At 65.7% G+C, this 21,164-nt stretch carries 19 protein-coding genes; 8 read left to right on the plus strand and 11 right to left on the minus strand.

Features of this window, described 5'->3' with window-relative positions:
• Positions 1 to 13: 13 nt before the first annotated feature.
• On the minus strand, positions 14 to 772 hold the full coding sequence (glcC, locus tag AC6LKG_RS07515) for a transcriptional regulator GlcC (protein ID WP_498163753.1): 759 nt from the start codon (positions 770 to 772) through the stop codon (positions 14 to 16).
• 236 nt (positions 773 to 1,008) lie between these two features.
• Here glcC and AC6LKG_RS07520 point away from each other — a divergent pair, with 236 nt between their 5' ends.
• From AC6LKG_RS07520 to AC6LKG_RS07530, 3 genes are all read left to right on the plus strand, one after another.
• Positions 1,009 to 3,183 (plus strand): malate synthase G, encoded by a 2,175-nt coding sequence (locus tag AC6LKG_RS07520; protein ID WP_498163754.1) that lies wholly within the window; start codon positions 1,009 to 1,011, stop codon positions 3,181 to 3,183.
• Positions 3,184 to 3,329: 146 nt separating this feature from the next.
• Positions 3,330 to 3,947 (plus strand): TetR/AcrR family transcriptional regulator, encoded by a 618-nt coding sequence (locus AC6LKG_RS07525; RefSeq protein ID WP_498163755.1) that lies wholly within the window; start codon positions 3,330 to 3,332, stop codon positions 3,945 to 3,947.
• A gap of 302 nt (positions 3,948 to 4,249) precedes the next feature.
• Complete coding sequence (locus tag AC6LKG_RS07530) at positions 4,250 to 5,107, plus strand: cysteine hydrolase family protein (RefSeq protein WP_498163756.1); 858 nt, start codon at positions 4,250 to 4,252, stop codon at positions 5,105 to 5,107.
• Between the two features lie 99 nt (positions 5,108 to 5,206).
• Here AC6LKG_RS07530 and AC6LKG_RS07535 read toward each other — a convergent pair whose 3' ends face one another.
• The 6 genes from AC6LKG_RS07535 to AC6LKG_RS07560 form a co-directional block, all read right to left on the minus strand.
• A complete protein-coding gene (locus tag AC6LKG_RS07535; protein WP_498163757.1) occupies positions 5,207 to 5,797 on the minus strand; it encodes a TetR/AcrR family transcriptional regulator in 591 nt (196 codons plus the stop codon).
• A gap of 137 nt (positions 5,798 to 5,934) precedes the next feature.
• Positions 5,935 to 6,240 carry a DUF4148 domain-containing protein gene (locus tag AC6LKG_RS07540; protein ID WP_498163758.1) on the minus strand — a complete coding sequence of 102 codons (306 nt, stop codon included), beginning with the start codon at positions 6,238 to 6,240 and terminating at the stop codon, positions 5,935 to 5,937.
• A gap of 76 nt (positions 6,241 to 6,316) precedes the next feature.
• Positions 6,317 to 6,622 (minus strand): DUF4148 domain-containing protein, encoded by a 306-nt coding sequence (locus AC6LKG_RS07545; RefSeq protein ID WP_498163759.1) that lies wholly within the window; start codon positions 6,620 to 6,622, stop codon positions 6,317 to 6,319.
• Between the two features lie 237 nt (positions 6,623 to 6,859).
• A complete protein-coding gene (locus AC6LKG_RS07550; RefSeq protein ID WP_498163760.1) occupies positions 6,860 to 7,588 on the minus strand; it encodes a class I SAM-dependent methyltransferase in 729 nt (242 codons plus the stop codon).
• Positions 7,589 to 8,061: 473 nt separating this feature from the next.
• Positions 8,062 to 8,583, minus strand: coding sequence for a single-stranded DNA-binding protein (gene ssb, locus AC6LKG_RS07555; protein WP_026382027.1), 522 nt, complete (start codon positions 8,581 to 8,583; stop codon positions 8,062 to 8,064).
• A 277-nt stretch (positions 8,584 to 8,860) separates the two neighbouring features.
• Positions 8,861 to 10,045, minus strand: a complete 1,185-nt coding sequence (locus tag AC6LKG_RS07560) for an MFS transporter (protein WP_498163761.1) — start codon at positions 10,043 to 10,045, stop codon at positions 8,861 to 8,863.
• Between the two features lie 133 nt (positions 10,046 to 10,178).
• Between AC6LKG_RS07560 and uvrA the strand changes: the two genes are divergently transcribed.
• Both uvrA and AC6LKG_RS07570 read left to right on the plus strand, forming a co-directional pair.
• The gene (gene uvrA / locus AC6LKG_RS07565; protein ID WP_498163762.1) at positions 10,179 to 13,034 is read left to right on the plus strand and encodes an excinuclease ABC subunit UvrA; all 2,856 of its coding nucleotides are present in this window, start codon (positions 10,179 to 10,181) and stop codon (positions 13,032 to 13,034) included.
• A 41-nt stretch (positions 13,035 to 13,075) separates the two neighbouring features.
• A complete protein-coding gene (locus AC6LKG_RS07570; protein ID WP_498163763.1) occupies positions 13,076 to 13,738 on the plus strand; it encodes a glutathione S-transferase family protein in 663 nt (220 codons plus the stop codon).
• 45 nt (positions 13,739 to 13,783) lie between these two features.
• Here AC6LKG_RS07570 and AC6LKG_RS07575 read toward each other — a convergent pair whose 3' ends face one another.
• The 3 genes from AC6LKG_RS07575 to AC6LKG_RS07585 are packed head-to-tail and all read right to left on the minus strand — an operon-like array spanning position 13,784 to position 16,652.
• Positions 13,784 to 14,911, minus strand: a complete 1,128-nt coding sequence (locus tag AC6LKG_RS07575; RefSeq protein WP_498163790.1) for a deoxyguanosinetriphosphate triphosphohydrolase — start codon at positions 14,909 to 14,911, stop codon at positions 13,784 to 13,786.
• Positions 14,912 to 14,937: 26 nt separating this feature from the next.
• On the minus strand, positions 14,938 to 16,014 hold the full coding sequence (gene aroB / locus AC6LKG_RS07580; RefSeq protein ID WP_498163764.1) for a 3-dehydroquinate synthase: 1,077 nt from the start codon (positions 16,012 to 16,014) through the stop codon (positions 14,938 to 14,940).
• Entirely contained in the window at positions 16,011 to 16,652 is a 642-nt protein-coding gene (locus AC6LKG_RS07585) for a shikimate kinase (RefSeq protein WP_498163765.1), read from the minus strand. Before AC6LKG_RS07585 ends, aroB begins: the two co-directional genes overlap by 4 nt.
• 115 nt (positions 16,653 to 16,767) lie before the next feature.
• Here AC6LKG_RS07585 and AC6LKG_RS07590 point away from each other — a divergent pair, with 115 nt between their 5' ends.
• Positions 16,768 to 19,215 (plus strand): penicillin-binding protein 1A, encoded by a 2,448-nt coding sequence (locus tag AC6LKG_RS07590; RefSeq protein WP_498163766.1) that lies wholly within the window; start codon positions 16,768 to 16,770, stop codon positions 19,213 to 19,215.
• Between the two features lie 93 nt (positions 19,216 to 19,308).
• Here the strand turns inward: AC6LKG_RS07590 and cyaY are convergent, their stop codons facing one another.
• Positions 19,309 to 19,638, minus strand: coding sequence for an iron donor protein CyaY (gene cyaY / locus AC6LKG_RS07595; protein WP_498163767.1), 330 nt, complete (start codon positions 19,636 to 19,638; stop codon positions 19,309 to 19,311).
• Between the two features lie 55 nt (positions 19,639 to 19,693).
• Between cyaY and lptM the strand changes: the two genes are divergently transcribed.
• Together lptM and lysA are read left to right on the plus strand one after the other, a co-directional pair.
• On the plus strand, positions 19,694 to 19,861 hold the full coding sequence (gene lptM, locus AC6LKG_RS07600) for an LPS translocon maturation chaperone LptM (RefSeq protein ID WP_498163768.1): 168 nt from the start codon (positions 19,694 to 19,696) through the stop codon (positions 19,859 to 19,861).
• A complete protein-coding gene (gene lysA / locus AC6LKG_RS07605; RefSeq protein WP_498163769.1) occupies positions 19,858 to 21,150 on the plus strand; it encodes a diaminopimelate decarboxylase in 1,293 nt (430 codons plus the stop codon). The genes lptM and lysA overlap by 4 nt, the downstream gene beginning before the upstream one ends.
• Positions 21,151 to 21,164: the final 14 nt, after the last annotated feature.

Genomic DNA, 21,164 nt, shown 5'->3' on the forward strand with positions numbered 1-21,164 from the left:
ACGGGGCAGCACGCTAGGTCCAGCCCTCCAGGCGCAGCGTCGCCCTCACCAGGCGCTGCTCTTCCTGCTCGATCTCGGCCAGGTTCTGCCGCACGCTGTCGACGTGGTCGGCCGCGGCGCGGCGGGCCTGCTCAGGCTGGCGGCCGATCACGGCATTGAACAGCCGCGCATGCTGCTTGTCGATCTGCCGCTTCTCGGGTTCGCGGTGGTACAGATTATTGACACAGGCGAACACCGAACCGAGCATCAGATCGTTGAGCGATTGCAGCGTGTGCACCAGCACCGGGTTGTGCGAGGCCTCGCAGATGGCAAGGTGAAAGGCATGATCCAGGTGCGCGTGGGTGGCGGTGTCGGCGGCCTGCGCATTTACCATGTCGTCGTAGCGGCGGCGGATCATGATGAAATCGGCCTCGGTGCCGCGCAGGGCCGCCAGCCGCGCCGAATCCGCTTCCAGCAACGAGCGCACTTCCAACAGGTCGTACAGCGTGCGAGGCTGCGAATTGAACAGGTGCATCAACGGTCCCGCGTCCACCTGCGAGATGCGCGCCACGAACGAACCCTTGCCCTGCGCGGTATGAATGATTGCGCGCGCGCGCAACAGTTTCAGGCCCTCGCGCAGCGCGGTACGCGACACGCCCAGCTTCTCGGTCAAGCGCCGTTCGGACGGCAGCGCCTGGCCGGCCTTCAGGACGCCGTCCAGGATCAGACGCTCGATGCGCTCTGCCACCTCGTCCGCCACCTGGCGGGGTTTCGCTTCAGTTTCCGCGTGCATGCATTCTCCGGAACAGTGGTATGACCAAGCGCGCGCCACATACCGACCGCCGCCAACCACTCTCGTAAGTTGCTGATATAAAAACATAAAAAAACGATGTTTGCCCAGCAAGCTGCGAACAAACTGGTATGACCAGCGGGTTTTGATATGGACTTTGCGGCGCACGCGAACGATGATGTATGGACAGATTCGCCCGGCGCGCGCGCCGCCCAGACCTCCAATCGTCAGAGACCCGCATGACTCAACGCATTCAGCACCACGGCCTGCAAGTGGCGGCCAATCTCAGCCAGTTCATCGAACAAGAGGCGCTGCCCGGCTGCGGCCTGGACGCCGACGCGTTCTGGAAGGGGTTCGCGGCCCTGGTGCACGACCTGGCGCCCAAGAACCGAGCGCTGCTGGCCGAGCGTGATCGACTGCAGGCCGAACTCGATGCCTGGCACCGCGCCCATCCCGGCCCCATTGCCGATCCCGCCGCCTACCGCCAGTTCCTGGAAGGCATTGGCTACCTGCTGCCGCAGCCGGCCAGCGTGCGCGCCACCACCGACAACGTCGACACCGAGATCTCGCAACAGGCCGGCCCGCAGTTGGTGGTGCCGGTTTCGAATTCCCGCTACGCCCTGAACGCCGCCAACGCACGCTGGGGCAGCCTGTACGACGCGCTCTACGGCACCGACGCGATTCCCGCCACGCCAGGCGACAGTGGCAGCGGCTACAACCCCGAGCGCGGCCGCGCGGTCATCGCCCGCGCCCGTGCCTTCCTGGACAGCGCCGCGCCACTGGCCCAGGGCTCGCACACCGACGCGCGCGCTTACTCGGTCGAGAACGGCCAGCTCAAGGTGGCCCTGGCCAACGGAGCGACCACGCTCAAGGCGCCGGCCCGGTTCGAGGGCTACCAAGGCGATGCCGCGGCGCCCAGCGCCATCCTGCTCAAGAACAACGGCCTGCATTTCGAGATCCAGATTGACCGCGCCCACGCCATCGGCGCGACCGACGCCGCCGGCGTCAAGGATGTACTGGTCGAAGCCGCGCTGACCACCATCATGGATTGCGAGGACTCCGTCGCCGCCGTCGATGCCGAGGACAAAGTCCATATCTACCGTAACTGGCTCGGCCTCATGAAGGGCGATCTCACCGAAGCGGTCACCAAGGGCGGCAAGACCTTCACCCGCAAGCTCAATCCCGACCGCCAGTACACCCGTCCTGACGGCACGGCCCTGACGCTGCACGGGCGTTCGCTGATGTTCGTGCGCAACGTCGGCCACCTGATGACCAATCCGGCCGTGCTCGATCGCGACGGCCAGGAGATCCCCGAGGGCATTCTCGATGCCGTCGTCACGAGCCTGGCCGCGCTGCAGGACCGCGAACGCAAGCTCAACTCGCGCACCGGGTCGGTCTACATCGTCAAACCCAAGATGCACGGCCCGGCGGAGGCCGCGTTCGCCAGCGAGCTGTTCGATCGCGTCGAAGATCTGCTGGGCCTGCCGCGCAATACCCTGAAAATGGGCATCATGGACGAAGAGCGCCGTACCAGCATCAACCTCAAGGCCTGCATCCAGGCCGCGGCGGCGCGGGTGGCATTCATCAACACGGGCTTTCTCGACCGCACCGGCGACGAAATGCATTCCAGCATGGAAGCCGGCCCCATGCTGCGCAAGGGCGATATGAAGTCCACTGCCTGGATCACCGCCTACGAGCGCAACAACGTGCTGGTCGGCCTGGATGCCGGGCTGCGCGGCCGCGCCCAGATCGGCAAGGGCATGTGGGCCATGCCCGACCTGATGGCTGCCATGCTGGAGCAAAAAATCGCGCACCCCAAGGCCGGCGCCAATACCGCCTGGGTGCCCTCGCCCACCGCTGCCACCCTGCATGCGCTGCACTACCATCAAGTGGATGTGCAGGCGGTCCAGCAGGAACTCGAACGCACCAAGCTCGACAGCGTGCGCGATGAACTGCTGGCCGGCCTGCTGACGGTGCCGGTGGGTGATCGCTCGAAGTGGTCCGCCGCCGACATCCAACAGGAACTGGACAACAATGTGCAGGGTATCCTGGGCTACGTGGTGCGCTGGATCGACCAGGGCGTGGGCTGCTCCAAGGTGCCTGACATCCACAACGTCGGCCTCATGGAAGACCGCGCCACGCTGCGGATCTCCAGCCAGCACATCGCCAACTGGCTGCGGCACGGCGTCACCAACCGCGAACAGGTCATGGAAACGTTCCAGCGCATGGCCAAGGTGGTCGATGGCCAGAATGCCGGCGATCCCCATTACCTGCCGATGGCCGGCAACTTCGACCGCTCGCTGGCGTTCAAGGCCGCCTGCGCGCTGGTGTTCGAAGGACTGACCCAGCCGAACGGCTACACCGAACCCCTGCTGCACAAGTTCCGCCTGGAATTCAAGGCCGCACGCGCCTGATTGCACGGCGGCCACCAGGGCGCGGCGCACCTTGGACCGGGCAGCCCCAGGGGCTGCCCGGTTTTCTTTTGGCGGCGGCGCCGCCGGAACACGCTCATTCCCTGAGATTCAATGCTATTTTCGCACGGTCGTGCTAAATTTTCGGTATGACTGCCAAGACCGAAAAAAGCGAACTGACTTTCGCGGCCATTGTCGACGCGGCCCTGGACATGGCCGCCGCCCAGGGGCTCGAGAGCCTGTCGCTCGGCCAGGTGGCCAAACGCCTGGACATCAGCAAAAGCGGGGTATTCTCGCGGGTCGGGTCGCGCGAAGCCTTGCAGCAGGCCGTGCTGGACGAGTACGAACGCCGCTTCACCGCCGCCGTCTTCACGCCTGCCATGGCACAGCCGCGCGGCCTGCCGCGATTGAATGCCCTGGTAAACCTCTGGATCGAGCGTGCCTGCAACGTCGAGCTGCTGACCGGCTGCATCTACATCGCGGGCGCCTTTGAATTCGACGATGTCGAATCCCCTTTGCGCGAAATCCTGGAGAACAACCTGCGCCGCTGGCGCGGCGTGATGGTGCGGACCGTGCGGCAAGCGCTGGAAGAGGGCCACCTGCGTTCGGACACCGATCCGGAGCAACTGGTATTCGAGGTGTACAGCCTCATGATCGGGCTGATGCACGATGCCCGCTTCCTGCGCGATCCCAAGGCCCGGGAACGGGTGCGCGCCGCCTATGAGCGTTTGATTTCCACGTATCGCAGTTTCAAATACATCGAGTAGTCATTTTGCCGGCGCGAGCTGGCATTGTTGCAAATCAATTTCGCACGATCGTGCTATTTTGAATCCGGAGCGGATCATGGCTTTCTACTATGTCGGCGCAGCAGTCATCGTGGCGGGGTTGGCCCGCATGTGGTTCCTGTGGCGCGCCCTGCTGCGCCAATTGCCCAGCCTGTCGCGGCATCTGGTGCTGTTCTGAGCCATGCCGCCAACCTGATCGCGGCCACCGACGGATCAGGCCCTGACCCTCGCGCGCGGTGTCTATCCCGGTCTATATTCCGTATTCACTCCCCGCCTGTGCCGCCATGTCGCGTTCCGCCCATCTCCTGATCATCGATCCGCAGAATGATTTCTGCGACCTTCCCGCCAGCCACCTGCCAGTCGATCCCTTGACCGGCGAGACGGTCGCGCCCGCGCTGCCGGTTCCCGGCGCGCATGCGGACATGCAGCGGCTGGCACGCTTCATCGACGCCACTGCGCCCGCGCTGTCAGCCATCACGGTCACGCTGGATTCGCATCACCGGCTGGACATCGCGCACCCAACCTTCTGGCGCACCGGCGACGGTCGGCCGGTAGCTCCCTTCACGCCCATTACCGCCAGCCAGGTGCGTTCAGGCGCCTTCCAGCCACGCCATGTCGACGACCTGCCGCGCACACTGGCCTACCTGGATGAACTGGAAGCCCGCGGCCGCTACACGCTGATGGTTTGGCCGGTGCATTGCGAGATCGGTACCTGGGGTCACAACATCCACGCCGACGTGCGCGCGGCTTATGCCCGTTGGGAAGACGAACGCCAATTCATCGTGCGCAAGGTGCCCAAAGGCGCCAACCCCTGGACAGAACACTACAGCGCACTCATGGCCGAAGTGCCAGACGCCGATGATCCGCGCAGCCAGCTCAATCGCAGATTGCTCGAATCGCTGGACCGCGCCGATCTCATCATCGTGGCTGGCGAAGCCGGCAGTCATTGCGTCAAGGCCACGGTCGAGCACATCGCCGAATACCTGCCCAGCGGCAATCTGTCGCGCGTCGTGCTATTGAACGATTGCATCAGTCCGGTCACGGGATTCGCGGATGCGCAGGCCGCCTTTCTGCAACGCATGCGCGATCTGGGCGTGCAGGCGCGCGGCAGCGCCGACATGGCGCGCGCGCTGGCGGCATGATCGAGGTGGTTCCTTAATGCCCGCGATGAGCGGCGCCGCCAACACAACGGGCCGCAAGGTCGCGCGTTGCGGCCGTGGCGACAAGAGGCAAAAGCGATGTCAGGCGGCGGGCTGGTCCCGGCACTCGACATACAGGGCGCTGATCGCTTCGCACAGGGCGGGCGGCGCCTGGAACAGCCGCGATACCAGCAGGCACCCTTGCACCGTGGCGAAGACCGCTCGCCCCGCCGCCTCGGCGCTGCCCGAGAATTTCAAGGTGCCCTCCTGGACGCCTTGCGCCAGGACGCGCGCCAGCCAGGCTTCGTGCGCCCGAAAGAATCCCTGCAGCGCGCCGCGGACACGGTCCGGCAGGCTCATCATTTCGGCGGCCAGCATGCCACCCAGGCACAGCTCGCCGTCACCACAGGCTTTCGACTCCATCATCGAAAGATAGGCTTCGAGCTGGGCACGGGCCGGCTGGGCCGTGTCGATGCCACGCACGGATGCCAAGGCACGGGCGCTGTAGGCTTCGACGGCTTCGTAGAGCAGGTCGTCTTTGCAGGGAAAATAATAGTGGATGCTGGACGTCTTCACGCCCACGTGCTCAGCCAGATCCCGATAGCTGAAGCCGTTGCAGCCGCGCGTGCGGATCAGCTTCTCGGCATGAGTCAGCAACTGGTCGCGGGTGGTGTTGGGGGTCGGAGTGTCCATGGCTGAATATTACCTACTAATAGGTCGGTACGTCATCGGCGGTAATCCCTAGGGCCCTTCGCGACGTGCCGGTACAACCGCGAACCCCGGCCGGGAAAGTTCCCGCCCCCCGGGGTTCGCCGTGGCCGACATCGGACTCAGCCTTGCACGGGCGGGTAGTCCAGTTCGCCACTGTCGGTTAGGCCCTGGGCGCGAGCGGCGGCCAGTTCCTGCTTCACTTGCGCGCGGCTCTTGTCGCCAACGCTGGCAAAGGTTGTCGCGGCATAACCTTCTTCATCGCTGACCAGCTCACCGTTGGCGCGGGCGGCGGCCAGCTCTTGTTGCACCTGGGCGCGGGTCACCGTGCTGTGGGTATCGAGCGCGGGCGGGTAGTCCAGCTCGCCGGCATGCGCGGCGCCGAGGAACGAGGCGGTGAGGATCAGGGCGGATACGAGGGTCTTCATGAGGCTTCTCCAGTAAGGATTGGTACGTAAGGTGAAATTGAGCTATCTACTTATAGATAGATTAAAGAGGAAACATTCAACCCTGGGCAGGCGGGTAGTCCAGTTCGCCGCTATCGGTCAGGCCCAAGGCCCGGGCGGCGGCCAGCTCCTGCTTGACTTGCGCGCGGCTCTTGTCGCCAGCGCTGACGAAGGAGGCTGCGGCATAGCCTTCTTCGGTACTCACCAATTCGCCATTGGCGCGGGCTGCGGCCAGCTCTTGCTGCACTTGGGCGCGGGTCACCGTGCTATGGGTATCGAGCGCGGGCGGGTAGTCCAGCTCGCCGGCTTGGGCGACGCCGATGACGGAAGCAGACAGGATCAGGGCGGATACGAGGGTCTTCATGGTTGATCTCCAGATAACAATGACTTGGAAGGTTTCGATTAAACTATCTACTTATAGATAGACACCGAGATAAATAAAAACGGGAACTACTGTATTTCTGGTCTGGGGCGACGCTGCGATATTGCCTGAGTGCTGCGTCGATGGATGAATCTTACCTACTACTAGATAGATAGAGCAAGTGGTTATTGTGAAACCAAGTGTTTCAACCACACTCGTTGCCCCCGCCGGGCGATTTTTTCAGCGTCTCGCCGCCAACAGCAACATCATGGGCCGGTCCAGTTCCTCCTCCAGCGCCGGTTGTGCCGCCAGCTGGGCGGGGCCGGGCGACCATTCGTCCATGTGCGCCAGGACAAAGCCGGCGCCGATTAGCAGATTCACGTAGTCCGCCACCGTGCGATGCTGCTTGATCACTCCGTTGGCCAGCCAATCGGTACGGCGCTCGCCACGCAAGGCGTAGTGATTCAGAGGCCAGATCCGCCGCCCATCGCCGTCCGACATGAATCCCGGCCGCGCCGGTGCTGTGTAGATGGGATGCTCACACGAAAACACGAAACGGCCACCGGGTCTGAGCGCCTGATGCACGGTGGCGAACACCGCGGGCAAGCGCTCAAGATAATGCAGCGTCAGCGAACTGTAGGCCAGATCGGCGCTTTGCGGCGGCAACTGCAAGCGTTCCAGGTCCGCGCGTTCATACCGAATGGCGGCATTGACGGTCGTGGCGTGTGCCCGCGCCAGCATGTTTTCGGACACATCCAGTCCCAGGACGCTGGCCGCACCCTGCTCGGCGGCCCAGCGGCAGAACCAGCCGAAACCGCAGCCCAGATCCACCACGTCACACCCCTTCACATCCGCCACCAGGGTCCGTAGCGCGGGCCATTCTGGTGCACCCTCCAGGCCATGTACCGAACGGGCCAGACGGCTGTAGCCCTCGAAAAAATCGGGCGTGTCGTAGATGTTCTGGGTCATGGTTGCTCCTGGGACGGTCACGGCATGAACATGGGCTCATCCTAGCGCGAAGCGGCCCCAGCCCCGCCCCCTTGTTGAAAAGCTGTGGAAAAGCCCCCGGATAACGGTGAACAAGCTGTGTAGATGCTGTGTACAGCCTGTGGATGGATAACCCGCGGCCCGGGCGTGGAGCGAGTCTGCATGCGGGTTTGCCGCCGGTGCGGATCGGGCGGAATGAGACTGGGCGATGAAATGCGGCTGGCAGGCCTGGGGATGGCTGAATCCATGTCGGCGCAGGCCTTGTGCACAAGCTGTGGAAAAGATGCAAAAACCAGTGGGCAAGCTGTTGAAATGCTGTGCACAGGCTGTGGACAGCAGTACCCCAGGGAGGGGGTGCGATGCCGGGCTGCGATGCAAGGCATCCCCGCCAAAAGTCACAACGCCCGGCAAGCGCAAGGCTGGCCGGGCGTTGATCGGTACCACCGCGGGCAATATCAGAACGGGATATCGTCGTCCATGTCGGCCAGGTTGGCGCCACCGCCGGCGGGCGCCGCCTGAGGTGCCGGGCGCTGCTGGGGCGCGGGCCGCTGGGCCGGGGCGCGCTGCTGCGGCTGGCGCGCGGGCGCGTCGTCGTAGCCGCCGCCACCGCCGTAGCTGCCGCCACCGCCGCCGCCGTCTTCGCGGCCGCCCAGCATCTGCATCTGGTCGGCCACGATTTCGGTGCTGTAGCGGTCAGCGCCAGTGTCCTTGTCCTGCCACTTGCGAGTCTTCAGGCGGCCCTCGATGTAGACCGAGCGGCCCTTCTTCAGATATTCGCCAGCGATCTCGGCCAGGCGGTTGTACATGACCACGCGATGCCATTCGGTTTCTTCACGGCGTTCGCCCGATGCCTTGTCCTTCCAGGTGGAGGTAGTGGCGATGGACATGTTGCAGATTGCGGCCCCGTCGGGGCTGTAGCGGACTTCCGGGTCGCGACCCAGGTTGCCCACGAGAATGACTTTGTTAACCGATGCCATGCCGTTGTCCCTCTGTTGTTGACCTGTGCCACGCGTTGCCGCGATCGCGCCGGCAACAACATAAAAGCGATGTTGAAGACCGGCTTCATGAAACTCGCCGGTCACCGCAACGATGACCGGCGACGCCGGTGAAGCCCTAATTTGCCTTCTATTATCGACGAAAAGCGCTCGCCACGCCAAACCCGATTGGTGACAAAGCCATCCACCACAGGAAACGATTTCACCGCTGTTGGGCACCGTTGGCGGCGCGATCCGCGACTTTCGCCGACGGGGCGTATCACGCCAATGGCTTGAGCGCCCAACTCACGACCAGCCAGACCGCGGCCAGCACGGCCGCGCCGATGAATACGGCGCTGGCGCCCGAATGCGAGGCCACCCAGCCGCCCAGCGCGCCGCCTGTGAACAGGCCAGCGGCCTGGGCCGTGTTGTAGAACCCCAGTGCCAGGCCCTTATAGGCCTGCGGCGCCACGCGCGACACCAGCGACGGCTGGAGCGCTTCGAGTACGTTGAAAGCCACGAAGAAACCGGTCAGGGCCGCCGCCAGGGTGAAGAAGCCATGGCTGGCGGCCGGCAGCAACGCGCATACCAGCGCCAACCCAGCCACGGCCGCGCGCAACGCGCCCCGATGCGCACGCCGCTTTTCCGCCACGAACACCACCGGCACCATCAGCACGAACGACACCAGGATCACCGGCAGATAGACTTTCCATAGCTCGCGCGCGTCCAGGCCGCCGACCTTGGCCAACAGCGCCGGCACCACCACGAACAGTGACACCTGGATCAGGTGCAACACGAACACACCGAAATTCAACCGCAGCAGGTCACCCTGGGTAAGCACCTCGCGTGGCCGGGCGGCCTGCATGCTGCGCGCCCGTGTGCGTGGCACCACCGGCACCACCCAGCCGGCCACCGCCAGGCAGACCACGCCCAGACAGGCAATGGTCCAGAACAGGCCCGGCAACCCCCACCAACCCACCAGCACGGGCGACAACACCAGCGCCGCCGCAAACGACAGGCCGATCGAACCGCCCACCATGGCCATGGCCCGGGTACGCACCTCGTCGCGGGTGGCGTCGGCCAGCCAGGCCGTCACGGCGGCGGATATGGCGCCCGCGCCCTGGATGGCGCGGCCGATGGTGATCCAGTACACGTCGGTGGCCTGCGCACAGACCACACTGCCCGCCACGAACAACAGCAGGCCGAACAACACCACGGGACGACGCCCCCAACGATCGGAAGCCAGCCCGAAGGGAATCTGCATGACCGCCTGGGTCAGGCCATAAATGCCCAGCGCCAGACCGACCCGGGCCGGGTCGTCGCCCCCGGGCAGGCCGCGGGCGGCAACCGCGAACACCGGCAATAACAGGAACAGCCCCAGCATCCGCGCGGCGAACAAACCGGCCAGCGCCACGCTGGCGCGGCGCTCGGATGAGGTCAATTTCAGTTTCGTGTCTGCCGGCATGCGGAAATTTCGAGAATGACTGGGACCGGTCCGCGCAATTGTCATGCGCTTGCGGTCTGATCTATGGCCTGGGGACTCGGCGCGCTATAGTACCAAGTTGGCCTTTGCAACTGCTTAAAAGAGCCCGATAGACGTGACCATACGCATTCGGGGTGCCCGCACCCACAATCTCAAGAACGTCTCGCTGGACCTGCCGCGCCACAAGCTGGTGGTGGTGACCGGCCTGTCCGGCTCGGGCAAGTCCTCGCTGGCGTTCGATACGCTTTACGCGGAGGGACAGCGGCGTTACGTCGAGAGCCTGTCCGCCTATGCTCGCCAGTTCCTGCAACTGATGGACAAGCCCGACGTCGACCTGATCGAGGGTCTGTCGCCGGCCATTTCTATCGAACAGAAGGCGGCCGGCCACAACCCCCGCTCCACCGTCGGCACCATCACCGAAATCCACGATTACCTGCGCCTGCTGTACGCGCGGGTCGGCACGCCCTATTGCCCGGAGCACGGCCTGCCGTTGCAGGCGCAGAGCGTCAGCCAGATGGTGGACGCGGTGCTGTCCTGGCCGGCCGACACCCGCCTGGCGGTGCTGGCCCCGATTGCGCGCGGCAAGAAGGGCAGCTTCGAGGACGAATGCGCCAGCCTGCAGGCGCAGGGCTACGTGCGCCTGCGCGTGGACGGCCAGATAGCGGAAATCGACGGCATGGCGCCGCTGAAGAAAACCGAGAAGCACGACATCGACGTGGTCATCGACCGCCTGCGCATCAAGCCCGAAAGCAAGCAGCGCCTGGCCGAGAGCTTCGAAACCGCGCTGCAGTTGGCCGACGGCCGCGCCCTGGCTCTGGACATGGATGGCGGCCGCGAACAGGTATTCTCCAGCCGCTACGCCTGCCCGGTCTGCAGCCACAGCCTGCCGGAACTGGAACCGCGCCTGTTCAGCTTCAACAACCCCATGGGCGCCTGCCCCAGTTGCGACGGCATCGGCCAGGTGGGCTTCTTCGACCCCAAGCGCGTGGTCGCCTTCCCGGAGCTGAGCCTGGCAGCCGGCGCCATCCGTGGCTGGGACCGCCGCAACGCGTTCACCCATTCGCTGCTGACCAGCCTGGCGGCGCACTACGAATTCGATATCGAGGCGCCCTTCGAGGACTTGCCCGAGGCGCTGCGCGACAAGGTCCTGTACGGCTCGGGCGACGAGGAAATCTCGTTCCTGTACCTGAACGAAAAGGGCCGCAGCACGGTCAAGCGCCACACCTTCGAAGGCGTGATCCCGAACCTGGAGCGCCGTTGGCGCGAAACCGATTCGGCCACGGTGCGTGAAGAACTCGGCAAGTACCGCAACATCAAGACCTGCCCCGACTGCGGCGGCTCGCGCCTGCGGCCGGAAGCGCGCAACGTGCTGATCGGCCAGGACCCGCGCGGGGGCGAACGCCACGGCCAGGCCATCTATGAAGTCGAAGCGATGCCGCTTTCGACCTGCCTGGCGTGGTTCCGCGACCTGACTCTGACCGGATCCAAACAGGAGATCGCCCAGCGCATCGTGCGTGAGATCGAAGCGCGCCTGAGCTTTCTGAACAACGTCGGGTTGAACTACCTGTCGCTGGACCGCAGCGCCGACACCATCTCCGGCGGCGAGGCCCAGCGCATCCGCCTGGCCAGCCAGATCGGCTCGGGCCTGACCGGGGTGATGTACGTGCTGGACGAACCCTCCATCGGCCTGCACCAGCGCGACAACGACCGCCTCATCGGCACGCTGCAGCACCTGCGCGACCTGGGCAACAGCGTCATCGTGGTCGAGCACGACGAAGACATGATCCGCATGGCCGACTGGGTCGTGGACATGGGGCCGGGCGCGGGCGAGCACGGCGGCGAAGTGGTGGCGCAGGGCGATCCAGAGACCGTGCAGCGCGACCCGAACTCGCTCACCGGCCAGTACCTGAGCGGCCAGCGCGCCATCGCCATCCCGCAGCGCCGTCCCGTCACGGACGACCTGCCCTGGCTGACGCTCACGGGCGCCAGCGGCAACAACCTTAAGAACGTCGACCTGCGCCTGCCCGCCGGCCGCCTGATCTGCGTCACCGGCGTATCCGGATCGGGCAAATCGACCCTGGTCAACGACACCCTGGCGGTGGCGGTATCGCGCCAGCTGCACCATGCCCAGAGCGAACCCGCCCCCTACACCGCGATGCAGGGCCTGGAGAACTTCGACAAGATCATCAGCGTCGACCAGAGCCCGATCGGCCGCACGCCGCGCAGCAACCCGGCCACCTACACCGGCCTGTTCACCCCGATCCGCGAACTGTTCGCGGGCGTGCCCGAGGCCCGCACCCGCGGCTACGATCCCGGCCGCTTCAGCTTCAACGTCAAGGGCGGGCGCTGCGAAGCCTGCCAGGGCGACGGCGTGGTCAAGGTGGAAATGCACTTCCTGCCAGACATGTACGTGCCCTGCGACGTCTGCCACGGCAAGCGCTACAACCGCGAAACGCTGGAGATCCGCTACCGCGGCCGCAACATCAGCGAAGTGCTGGACCTGACGGTCGAGCAGGCGCTGGAGTATTTCGAATCAGTGCCGGCGATCGCGCGCAAGCTGCACACGCTGATCGACGTCGGCCTGTCGTACATCCGGCTGGGCCAGAGCGCCACCACGCTCTCGGGCGGCGAGGCGCAGCGCGTGAAGCTGTCGCAGGAACTGTCGCGCCGCAGCACCGGCCGCACGCTGTACATCCTGGACGAACCCACCACCGGCCTGCATTTCCGCGACATCGAACTGCTGCTGCAGGTGCTCAACCAACTGGTGGACAGCGGCAACACCGTGCTCATCATCGAGCACAACCTGGACGTCATCAAGACCGCCGACTGGCTCGTCGACATGGGCCCGGAAGGCGGCGACGGCGGCGGCCGGGTGGTGGCGCAAGGCACGCCGGAAGACGTGGCGGCGACGCCCGAAAGCCACACCGGACACTATCTCGGCAAACTGCTGCGCCGCACGCCCGGCGGCTGAACGGCGCGGCGCAATCAGGGCCTGTCACGAGAGGAATCGGCATGTACACCTTGATCATCGGCAACAAGAACTACTCATCGTGGTCGCTGCGGCCCTGGCTCGCGCTGCGCGCCACCGGCGTCGCCTTCATCGAACAGAAGCTTGGCCTGTTCACCGAGGCATTCGCCCGCCACCTGGAAACGCTCACGCCGGCCGGACTGGTGCCGGTGCTGCTGGATGGCGACCTGGCGGTCTGGGACTCGCTGGCGATCTGCGAATACGTGGCCGAACAACATCCCGAGGCCCGCCTGTGGCCGCAGGACGCTCGCGCCCGTGCCCGCGCCCGCTCGCTGACCGCGCAGATGCACAGCGGTTTCGGCGCGCTGCGCCAGGCGCTGCCGATGAACATCGAGGCGCACCTGCCCGGCATCGACATCCCCGAGGCCGCGCGCCAGGAGATTTCGCGCATGCACGCCATCTGGCAGGACACGCGCGCGGAATTCGGTCAGGGCGGCCCGTTCCTGTTCGGCGCCTTCTCGATCGCCGATGCGTTCTTCGCCCCCGTGGTGTCTCGCTTCGTCACCTACGGCATCGCCGCCGCCGGCCCGGTGCGCGACTACATGGACGCGGTGCTGGCGCTGCCGGCGATGCAGGAATGGATGCGCGACGCGCGCGCCGAAGCCACCTTCGTCGAAGCCGACGAACCCTACCGCAAGCATCGCTGATACCGGTGGGTCCGTGCGCCGCGGCATGACCACAGCGCACCCCGCCTAGCTCATGTCGAACAGGCGCCGGTGCTCGCGGATGGCATAGCGGTCGGTCATGCCGGCGATGTAGTCGGCGATGGCGCGGGCCTGGTCGTTGAAGGCCGCGCGCCGATAGTCCGGCGGCAGCAGCCGCGGATCGTCCAGGAACGCCGCAAACAATTCGCGCACGATGCGGCGCGCCTTGGTTGTCATACGCAGCACACGGTAGTGCCGGTAGAGGTTGTCGAACAGGAACTTCTTCAGTTCGTCGGCCTCGCACCGGATGCCCTCCGAAAACCCCGCCAACGGCGGCGCGCGGCGCACGTCGTCGGCGCAGGCCGGCGCTGCGTCGCGGATGCGCGCCAGAGAAGTCTGCGTCAGGTCGCCGATCAGGGTGTTGATCATGCGGCGGATGGTTTCGGCCACCGCGCGGCGCGGCGCCAGGCCGGGGTAGCGCGCCAGCACCTCGGCGTGATGGCGCTGGAAGATGGACACGCCCTGCAACTGTTCCAGCGTAATGAGTCCTGAACGCAGGCCGTCATCGATGTCGTGGTTGTTGTAGGCCACTTCGTCGGCCAGATTGGCAATCTGCGCCTCCAGCGACGGCTGGGTGCGCGCCAGAAAGCGCTCGCCCACCGCGCCCAGTTGCCGCGCGTGGGCCGCCGAGCAATGCTTCAGGATGCCCTCGCGAGTCTCGAAGCACAGGTTCAACCCGTTGAAATCGGCATAGCGCTCTTCCAGCTCGTCGACCACCCGCAGGCTCTGCAGGTTGTGCTCGAAGCCGCCGGCCTCGGGCGCCAGCTCGCGCATGCAGGCATTGAGCTCGTCCTGGCCTGCGTGGCCGAACGGCGTGTGGCCCAGATCATGCGCCAGCGAAATGGCCTCGGTCAGGTCTTCCGACAGCCCCAGGCTGCGTGCCAGGGTGCGCGCGATCTGCGCCACTTCCAGGCTGTGCGTCAGCCGGGTGCGGAAGAGGTCGCCTTCATGGTTCACGAAGACCTGGGTCTTGTATTCCAGCCGCCGGAATGCGCTGGAATGGATGATGCGGTCGCGGTCGCGCTGGAATTCCGTGCGGTTTTCCGGCGCGGGTTCGGCATACGACCGGCCACGCGATCGGGACGGGTCGGATGCATAGGAAGCCAGTTCTTTCATCTGCGACACCGTCTCTCCTGTGGTCGTTACTGAGTGGTTCGGGCCAGCACGGCGCGCACGGCATCGGCCGGCGCCGCCCGCATCATCGCTGCGCCGATGCGGGACATGAGCACGTAGCGGATCTCGCCGCCCTCGGTCTTCTTGTCGACCTGCATCAGGTCGAGCCAGCGTTCGGCCCCCAGGTCGGGCGCGACCACCGGACAGCCGATGGCCGCCACCAGATCGCGCACCCGGGCCACGTCGGCGCGCGGAAAATCCGCCACGTCGGCCGACAGTTCCGCCGCCTGCACCATGCCGCAGCCCACCGCCTCGCCATGCAGCCAGGCGCCGTAGCCCAGGCCGGCCTCGATGGCATGGCCAAAGGTATGGCCCAGGTTCAGGATGGCGCGCAAGCCGGACTCACGTTCGTCCTTGCCCACCACCTGCGCCTTCAGTTCGCACGAGCGGCGGATGGCGTAGGCGATGGCCTGCGGGTCCAGGCTGCGCAATTTCTGCGCATTCTGTTCGCACCAGGTCCAGAATTCCGGATCCAGGATCAGGCCGTACTTGATGACTTCGGCCAGGCCGGCCGACACTTCGCGCGCCGGCAGCGTGGCCAGCACCGCGGTATCGATCTCGACCGCCAGCGGCTGGTAGAACGCGCCGATCATGTTCTTGCCCAGCGGATGGTTCACGGCCGTCTTGCCGCCAACCGACGAATCGACCTGGGCCAGCAGGGTTGTGGGCACCTGCACGAAGCGCACGCCGCGCATGTACACCGCGGCGGCGAAGCCGGTCATGTCGCCGATCACGCCGCCGCCCAGCGCCACCAGCACGCAGCGGCGATCGAGGCGATGGGTCAACAGGGCATCGAAGATCAGGTTCAGCGACTGCCAGTCCTTGTACGACTCGCCGTCGGGCAACTCGATGCGCAGCATCCGCTTGCCGGTGCGCGCCAGGGCGGCTTCGGCGCGCTCGCCGTACAGCGCCGCCACGGTCGGGTTGGTCACCACCGCGATGGCGGTGGCGTCGGCGGGGATGCTCTCATCCAGGGCATCCAGGCGCCCCGGCGCGATGCGGATCGGGTACTGTCCGCCCGGGGTATCGACCTCAACAACGTTCATATGTGCTTCTCGAAGGCTTGTAATTGCGGCAGCAGCGCCTTGACCAGGGTGTGGATCGGCATCGAGCCGGTTTCCACCACCAGGTCGGCGACTTCCTTATAGAGGGGTTCGCGCAGCGTCATCAGGTCCCGCAGGGTGCCGCGCGGGTCGGCGGTGGCCAGCAGCGGCCGGTTGCGGTCGCGGCAGGTACGGCGGAACAATTCGTCCACGCTGGCCTTCAGGTAGACCACGATGCCCCGCTCGCGCAGGCGCGCCCGGTTCTCGGCGGCCAGGATGGCGCCGCCGCCCGTCGCGAGAATTATGTTGCGCCGTTGGGTACACTCTTCCAGGGCGGCGGATTCCCGGCGACGAAAACCGGCCTCGCCCTCGATTTCGAAGATTACCGGCACCCGTACGCCGCAACGCGCCTCGAGCTCATGGTCCAGATCGACAAACTCGCGCCCCAGGGCACGCGCCAGGCCACGGCCGATGGTCGTCTTGCCCGCCCCCATCATGCCCACCAGGAAGACGGGCAGGTCGTGCGGCAGCGACACGGCCTTGCCTGCGCATTCCGAGGCGCAAGGCAGGTTTTCGGGCGCCTCGCCGGTGGGCGCCAGGTCCGGGTCAGCTTCCGGACATGAGTGAGCGGAAAAGTTCATGACGGCATTATCACATCTGCCGCCAAGTTGCCCGCGCGCCACATTGAACTATCTTGTTACAGAAACCGGTCCCCCACGCTGAGGTAGGATCGGAGATACCCGTAAAATCGCCGCGATGAGCAAGCCGCAGAATTCCTCCAAAAAAGACAAGTCCGCCAATAACGGTTCCCCGATATTGCGTTTTTTCGTCAAGACCGGCATTTTGTTTGCCGGCCTGTTCCTGTGCGGCGTGCTGCTGGCCGGCATGGCGCTGGCACTGGCCTGGCCCAACCTGCCCGACCTGCACGCCATGACGGACTACCGCCCGCGGGTGCCGCTGCGCGTCTACACGGCCGACAAGGTGCTGATCGGCGAGTTCGGCGAAGAACGCCGCAATGTGCTGCGCTTCAATGAAATCCCGGACGTGATGAAGTCCGCGGTATTGGCGGCCGAAGACGACCGCTTCTACCAGCACGGCGGCATCGACTGGACCGGCGTGGTGCGCGCCGGCCTGACCAACCTGATCAACATGTCCAAGACACAGGGCGCCAGCACCATCACCATGCAGGTGGCGCGCAACTTCTACCTGTCGTCCGAAAAGACCTACTCGCGCAAGTTCTACGAGCTGCTGCTGACATTCAAGATCGAATCCGAGCTTTCCAAGGACCAGATCCTTGAGCTCTACATGAACCAGATCTATCTGGGCCACCGCGCCTACGGTTTCGCCGCCGCGTCGCGCACCTATTTTGGCAAGCCGCTGGCGGAGGTCACGCCGGCCGAGGCCGCCATGCTGGCCGGCATCCCCAAGGCGCCCTCGCGCTTCAATCCGATCTCCAACCGCCCCCGTGCCGAACTGCGCCAGCGCTATGTGCTGGGCCGCATGCTGTCGCTGGGCTACCTGACCGAGCCCGAGTACAAGCAGGCGATGGCGCAGCAGATCGTCATGAAGTCGGCCGAAGGCACGCCGGCCGGCGGCTACAGCATCCATGGTGAATATGTGGCCGAACTGGCGCGCCAGTTGCTGTTCAATGTGTACCAGGACAACGTCTACTCGCGCGGCATCAATATCTACACCACCGTGCATTCCAAAGATCAGGAAGCGGCCTACCGCGCGGTGCGCGAAGGCGTGCTGGAATACACCCGCCGCGCGCCCTACCCCGGCCCCGAGGAACAGCTCGACCTGCCGCCCGGCACCGAGAACAACCCGCAGGCCCTGGATGAGTTCCTGGACGGCGTGTTCGACAAATTCAGCGACAGCGGCGACCTGCTGACCGCGGTGGTACTGTCGGCCAGCCCCACCGAAGTGAAGCTGGCGCGCAGCTCGCGCGAGATCATCACCGTCACCGACAAAAAGGTGTTGAGCGTGGTGGCACGCGCGCTCAATGACAAGGCCAAGCCCGAGCAGCGCATCAAGCGCGGCTCGGTGGTCTACATCCACAAGTTTGGCGACAACTGGGAAATCATCAACATGCCGTCGGTGCAGGCGGCGTTCGTGGCGCTGTCGCCGCAGGACGGGGCGATCCGCGCCATGGTCGGCGGCTTCGACTTCTACCGCGGCAATTTCAACCGCGTGACGCAGGCCTGGCGCCAGCCCGGTTCGAACATCAAGCCGTTCATCTACGCCGCCTCGCTCGAGCGCGGCCTGACTCCGGCCACGCAGATCTCCGACCAGCCCTTCGAACTGACGGCCGCGCAGACCGGCTCCAAGGCCTGGAATCCGAAGAACTACGGCAACCAGTACGAACCCATGCTGACGCTGCGCCAGGGCCTGTACAAGTCCAAGAACATGGTCTCGATCCGCATCCTGCAAGCCATCGGCCCGCAGTACGCGCAGGACTACCTGACCCGCTTCGGTTTCGACAAGGCGCGCCAGCCCGCGGTGCTGCCGCTGGCGCTGGGCGCCGGCTCGGTGACCCCACTGCAACTGGCCGGCGCGTTCTCGGTATTCGCCAATGGCGGCTACCGCGTCACTCCCTACCTGATCGACCGCGTCACCGACAGCAGCGGCAAGATCGTGATGCAGGCCAAACCCGTCGTGGCCGGCGACGCCGCGGCCCGCGCCATCGACCCGCGCACCGCCTGGATCATGGACGACGTGCTGCGCGGCGTGGCCACCTACGGCACCGCGGCCCGCGCCCGGGTGCTGCTCAAGCGCAACGACATCGCCGGCAAGACCGGCACCACCAATGAATCGGTGGACGCCTGGTTCTCGGGCTACACCCCTTCGCTGGTGGCTACCGCCTGGCTGGGCTTCGACCAGCCCAAGTCGCTGGGCTCGCGCGAAACCGGCGGCGGCGTGGCCATGCCGATCTGGGTCGACTACATGCAGGACGTGCTAAAGGGCGTGCCGGAAGAAAAGCCGCGCCCCCGCCCCGACGGCATCATCGTCGAGAACGGCGAGTACTACTTCTCGGAATTCCCGCCCGGCCAGGCCGTTGCGCGCCTGGGCCTGCCACAAGCCGACACGCTGGGCGAGTTCCTGAATGGCCTGAACAGCGACAGCGGCGAAGACAACCGCATCAAGGTGGCGCCAGGCGTGGGCACGCAAAGCGCCCAGCCCTGGTCGCAGAAGATCCCGTTCTGAACGGAATGAAGAAGGCCGGCGAATTGAACCGACCCCCAGAAGTTGGATGTCAGAAGCCAAAGCCCGAAGGCCTGATGACCTTCTCGTCGGAGCCTACAGGCGCACCGTGACGGGCACGCCGGCCGCGGCCGAACAGATCTGCGAGAGCGCGTCGGGCAGATTCGGGCCGCCTCGGGTATCGGTCCAGTGCTGGCCGTCGTAGCGGTAGTGGAAACCGCCACTGCGCGCGGCCACCCACAGTTCCTGCATGGCGGCCTGGCTGTTCACCACCACGTGGGTATTGTCTTCGAACACCATGGTCAGCACATTGCCGCTGCGGCTGGTTTCGACGTCGACGTCGAGCGAAGCCGCCCAGTCATCGGCCTGGCTTTCGATGCTGTCCAGCACCTGGTCGATCAACGCAAGAAATTCGGATTCGGTCATAATCGAGCCTGCAAGAATTACGGAGTTCCCAGTGTTCCAATTGGCATTCAGCCGCATGTCCCTACGCATTGTAGCCACGCTCGCGCTGGCAGGCATGGTTGCGGCCTGCGGCTACAAGGGTCCTTTGTACATGCCCACCCCTGATGGCAAGCCGCCCCCGCCGGGGCAGCGCCAGACCACGCCGCAGGTGCCGCAAATACCGTCCGCGCCCTCCCTGCCATGAGCGCCGAGTTCCCGGTTCCGCCCGAACTGGCCGGGCATCCGTTCTTCCAGTACCGCAACAACGTGCTGTACGCCGAAGACGTGCCGCTGGGCCATCTGGCCGGGAAACTGGGAACGCCGCTCTACGTCTATTCCCGCGCGGCGCTGCGCGCCGCCTGGAACACCTACCACAGCGCCATCGGCCAGCGTCCCGTGCAGGTCTGCTATGGCATGAAGGCCAACTCCAACCTGGCGATCCTGAAGGAATTCGCCCGTCTCGGCGCCGGCTTCGACATTGTCTCGGGCGGCGAACTCAAGCGCGCCCTCGCCGTTGGCGCCGATCCCTCCGGCATCGTCTTCTCGGGGGTCGGCAAGCAGGCCTGGGAGATGCGCGCGGCGCTGGACGCCGGCGTCATGTGCTTCAACGCCGAATCCGAAGCCGAGCTACAGCGCCTGTCGGACGTGGCCCAGGAAACCGGCCGGCGCGCCAGGGTGGCGCTACGGGTCAACCCGGACGTCGACGCGCAGACCCACCCGTACATTTCCACCGGTCTCAAGGAAAACAAGTTCGGCATCCCCATCGGGGCGGCGCTGGACGCCTATCGCAGTGCCCGCCTGCTGCCCGGCCTGGAAATCACCGGTCTGGACTGCCACATCGGGTCGCAATTGACCGACATCGGTCCCTATTTCGATGCGCTGGAGAAGCTGCTGGACCTGGTCGCCGACCTGGAAAGCATCGGCATCCGCCTGTCGCACCTGGATCTGGGCGGCGGCCTCGGCATCCGCTACAGCGATGAGACGCCGCCCTCGCCCAAGGCCCTGCTGGACGGCGTGTTCCAGCGCCTGCAGGCGCGCGGTCACGGCCACTTGCGCCTGGTGCTGGAACCCGGTCGCTCGCTGGTGGGCAACGCCGGCCTGCTGCTGACCACCGTCCAATACCTCAAGCACGGCGAGGCGCGCAATTTCGCCATCGTCGACGCCGCCATGAACGATCTGCTGCGGCCGGCGCTGTACGGCGCCTGGCACGGCTTGCTGCCGTTGCGGCCACGCGCTGGCGATGCGATCACCTACGACGTCGTCGGTCCGGTCTGCGAAAGTGCCGACTGGCTAGCGCGGCAGCGTGCGCTGGTCATCGAACAGGGCGACGTGCTGGCGCTGGAATCGGCTGGCGCCTATGGCATGACGATGTCCGGCAACTACAACACCCGCCCCCGCGCCGCCGAAGTCATGGTCGACGGCGACCGCTACCACGTGGTGCGCCAGCGCGAGACGCTGGACGACCTGCTGCGCGGCGAATCGACCCTGCCCTGAGTCCATCAGAAAAA

The organism is Achromobacter sp. 46006 (assembly GCF_059761975.1).